The organism is Mycobacterium sp. (assembly GCF_052144515.1).
Taxonomy (GTDB): domain Bacteria; phylum Actinomycetota; class Actinomycetes; order Mycobacteriales; family Mycobacteriaceae; genus Mycobacterium.
Genome location: NZ_JBKQQD010000097.1, coordinates 1 through 3,677 on the forward strand (window position 1 = coordinate 1; position 3,677 = coordinate 3,677).

Here is a 3,677-nt window from a genome sequence, read left to right on the forward strand (position 1 = left end):
TCTACCTGCCTGGACCATTGCCGCGATCCGGGCGTGATCTCTAGTGCGACTAGATCGGCGATCCAGTCGACGGGTCGACGGGCGTCCACTCGAACCCAAATGGATTGGTGCAGTTCAGAACGCACCCTCTAGTTACGTGTGCGCGACTAGGGCGCAGATTCACCCGAGTACCAGTGAGCGATGTCGTCGCCTCGGTCGTACCGCTGGAACCAGCGGTCGGCGAAGTCTGGGAGTGGTTCCTTGGCGGGTTTGTGGAACGGCGTTTGGCTCAGCAGGACTCGGGCTGCGGTAGTGAGTTTCTGACTCCACGACACGGTGTGCAGCGCCGGGTGGGTGCGCTCCGTCGTACGGTCGCGTGCGGTCGTGCGGCGTATGGCCGCGATTATGCCGCTGAGCGGTCCGAAGTCGCGTGCGTCGATGCCGCGCTCTGAGAGCGGAACGTTGGCGTTGATGCCTTCGAAGACGTTGTTGGACACCCGCATTAGGTGTTTGACGACGCGGGGCAGAACACGCGTTCGGTACAGCTTGTCGTCAACGACGGCGCCATAGATGATCAGCGCCGAGCTTCGGTGTTCGACTTCCTCAACGAAGTGCCACATCAGCAGCGACGCCACTCGTTCGTCTCCGGATCGGAACAGGGTGGCCTCGTTGTCGAGCAGCATCTTGAAGAACGGCGTGAAGGTGGCTTCCAGGTCGGCGACGTAGGCCAGCCGGTAGTTCAGCGGCGTCGTCTCCGTGAGGTGGTCGTACGATGCGACGGCTTCGTCGAGGGTTTCCTGTAGGCCGGGGTGGCGTTTGATGAGTGCCCGCAGGTGTTGACGGTGGGCGCTGGCGTGTTGTGCCTCTTGCCGTAGAAAGGCGTCGGCTTCCTCGGCTACGGCGCTGTCGTCGGTGATGAGTGGCATCGCCTCGCGTACGGCCGCGACGAGCATCTTCTCGAAGCAGATCGCCATGATGGAGACCATGTTCATGTAGGTGGAAAACGCGGGATTGTCGGCGTTCCAGTTGAAGGGCACGTCTCCGTCGAGGTCGAAGCGTATGCGTCGAATCTCCAAGTCTGTCATGGGCTTACCTCGCTCTGCTTGTTCTGACTATCGCTTGCCGGGACTTCGGCAGGTTCTGCGGTCGTGCGGGCGCGGATCGACACCGACATCGTCATCGCGACCGCGAGTAAGAAGCACGCAGCGGCGTACACCGCGTTGCCGGTAGGCGTGCCGCCGGAGGTAAAGCCGTTGGATGCCTTCAGGTAGGCGGGCAGAGCCGTGAGCCACAGTGCGCCGATCACCACCAGGAACACCGGACCGAATATCAGGACGAACGGGTTGGGTAGGTCGGGCAGGGGCGCTGCGGTGCGCCACTGGCGCAGCAGAACCGGAAGCGCCACCACTGCGAAGGCCGCAAGGAATAGGACGTAGACGCCCCACCGCAGCGGGCCGTCTGGATGGTCTGCACCGGCTAGCAGGATCGGCAGGTTGGCGATGACCAGTCCAACGGGGACCAGCGCGGCGACGCCAAACGTGCGCAGCACCAGTGCCGCTGGACTCATCGCTTGTCCTCGCGCGTGCGGTCGAGCTACCAGAAGCTGCGTGAAGAGTGCGACCAATGCCGGTCCCACTGTTGCGAACAGCAGCACGCTGTTCATCGGCACCGAGGCAAGCGTCGGACGGTTGATCGCGTTGTCGGTGTTCCACGCCCACCACCGCAGTTGCGGGCCGAGTTGGTCGAAAATCTCATAAAAGCAGTGGTGGACGAATCCCACGCACACCGCGCCGACGAGCGGCCCTCGGTCCCGGAAGACACCGAGGCTCCGCACGATTTCGTAGGCCAGCATCATCATCGCCGGGTAGAGCGCCACGATGTACAGCGGTAGCCGGTCATACATGAACTGCACGGTGAACACGTTGTGGGCGAAGACAGCACCGATTGTTTGGTCGATGCCGAACACCGTGGGGAAGTACAGCGGCGGTTCGACGATAAGCAGATAGATGACCGTGGAGAACCAGATCACCAGGTTGACAGGGTCGCCGTCGCGCCGCAGCCGGTGGATCGCCCACCACAGCGCGAGTACAGCGCCCGCGACCACCATCAGTTCCAGGACGGGCAGCGTCGAGTTGGCCAGTTCGAACGGATCGCGTAGGTGCACGACCGGCGAGGCGTTCTCGCAACTGAACCCCAGACGGTTCGCGATGCGCTCGATGCTGTCGCTGCATTGGCTGCTCATCGCCTGCTACCTCGGCACTCTCGCTAGATGGCACCGCTGCAGGTCATCCTCTGCTCGTGAGATCAGCGGCAGAGAGTTACTGCGACCCTTACCGATGCCATGACGATACAGTCATACCAGCTATGTATCGCCATTGTCTAGGTGTCACCAGCCCGAGTAGGGACCAGGCGCTAGATTGCTTGGCATGCGGACTCACGGATGGCTGGGCGAGCCGCCAAGCAGCGACGATGAGGCGGTGGCGAGGATCTTGGCGGCGGCTGATCGGTGCGTTCAGCAACGCGGAGGCCAGACCACCATCGCCCATGTCGCGACTGAACTCGGCGTCAGCAGGGCGACGGTTTATCGGTACTTTCCGAGTACAACCGCACTGCTACGCGCCGCCGCCGCCCAGGGAACGCGTCGATTCCTGGAACGCCTCGCCGAAAGTCTCAGTTCATTCGACGACGTCTCGGAAGCCATCATCGAGGGCGTCGTCCAGGTCGTAACCGCAGTGCCCGACGAGCCCTACCTACAGCTTCTGCTTGATGAGCCGTCTCACACGTTGCTTCGGAGCGTCACATCCGAAACTGCCCGCCGTATCGGGGAGGCAGTCTTGTTGGAGAGCACGGCAATCGACTGGGACCGAACGCCACTCGCGTCAGAAACGCTCGACGAACTGATCGAATGGACACTTCGTGCCGTGCAGTCTTTCATGTCCAATCCCAGCGACCCGCCACGGGAACCCGACGAACTACGCGGTTACCTTCGCCGCTGGCTCGCGCCCGCGATCAGGGAATGGGTAGACAGCCCCGAGGCTGAAACGGTCGGCTGATTGCCCGTCAGTCCGCCTGGTCAGCCAATACCCGGCCCCCGGATGAACGAGAGCAACAGGACCAGATAACCGCCGGGCTCGCAGTCATCGCAGAGAACCGGGCGGTCATCGAGCAGGCCAAAGGGGTGTTGATGGCGGCCTACGGCATCGAACCGAACCGCGCATTCGAGATCCTGGTGTGGCGCTCACAAGAGACCAACGTCAGACTTCGTGAGCTGGCCGCACGCTTTATCGCCGCTATCAGCGCGTCACACTTGTCGCCCGAAAGCCGCAGCCAAATCGACCACACATTGCTCACGCTGAGATAGGGGTCGTCGCCGCGCGGTCGATCGCTGATCCCTCGCCACCCCCCCGGGCGCCCAATACGCCGGAAACGAATATGAGGCTCTACCGGTAGAACCGTGATTATTGCATCAGATGCAGGATAGAGTCGTCCGCGCTGGCGCACCTATCGCCACCATCAATTCACCAACCTTGCAGCTGTTTGTTATTGCGTTCGAGCCGGATCGGAAGCGACTCGTAAACCGTCATATTCGACGAGATGTTGGGATGCTGGACCGTCGGCTCGCTGAGCCCGATATCGGCGGTGTTGAGCAGAACCTCGTCCAACGCAGCTCTGATTTCCGCCCGGGCCAGCATCGCGCC

General features: G+C 62.3%; 4 protein-coding genes and 1 pseudogene. 2 read left to right on the forward strand and 3 right to left on the reverse strand.

Annotated elements, in window-relative coordinates; translation table 11 throughout:
• Positions 1–146: 146 nt before the first annotated feature.
• Both ACLP9N_RS05465 and ACLP9N_RS05470 read right to left on the reverse strand, forming a co-directional pair.
• Positions 147–1,064: a metal-dependent hydrolase gene (locus ACLP9N_RS05465; protein ID WP_442406430.1), complete on the reverse strand. Its 918-nt coding sequence runs from the start codon at positions 1,062–1,064 to the stop codon at positions 147–149.
• Entirely contained in the window at positions 1,061–2,221 is a 1,161-nt protein-coding gene (locus tag ACLP9N_RS05470; RefSeq protein ID WP_442406431.1) for a hypothetical protein, read from the reverse strand. Before ACLP9N_RS05470 ends, ACLP9N_RS05465 begins: the two co-directional genes overlap by 4 nt.
• A 184-nt stretch (positions 2,222–2,405) precedes the next feature.
• Between ACLP9N_RS05470 and ACLP9N_RS05475 the strand changes: the two genes are divergently transcribed.
• Complete coding sequence (locus tag ACLP9N_RS05475; protein WP_442383762.1) at positions 2,406–3,032, forward strand: helix-turn-helix domain-containing protein; 627 nt, start codon at positions 2,406–2,408, stop codon at positions 3,030–3,032.
• 86 nt (positions 3,033–3,118) lie between these two features.
• Positions 3,119–3,340, forward strand: a complete 222-nt coding sequence (locus ACLP9N_RS05480; protein ID WP_442406432.1) for an ANTAR domain-containing protein — start codon at positions 3,119–3,121, stop codon at positions 3,338–3,340.
• A 157-nt stretch (positions 3,341–3,497) separates the two neighbouring features.
• Here ACLP9N_RS05480 and ACLP9N_RS05485 read toward each other — a convergent pair.
• Positions 3,498–3,677, reverse strand: a pseudogene (locus ACLP9N_RS05485) (hypothetical protein); the annotation flags it as partial.

Coding starts and splice junctions, on each gene's coding strand:
- ACLP9N_RS05465 (WP_442406430.1), bottom strand. CDS start 1,064: ATGACAGACTTGGAGATTCGACGCATACGCTTCGACCTCGACGGAGAC.
- ACLP9N_RS05470 (WP_442406431.1), bottom strand. CDS start 2,221: ATGAGCAGCCAATGCAGCGACAGCATCGAGCGCATCGCGAACCGTCTG.
- ACLP9N_RS05475 (WP_442383762.1), top strand. CDS start 2,406: ATGCGGACTCACGGATGGCTGGGCGAGCCGCCAAGCAGCGACGATGAG.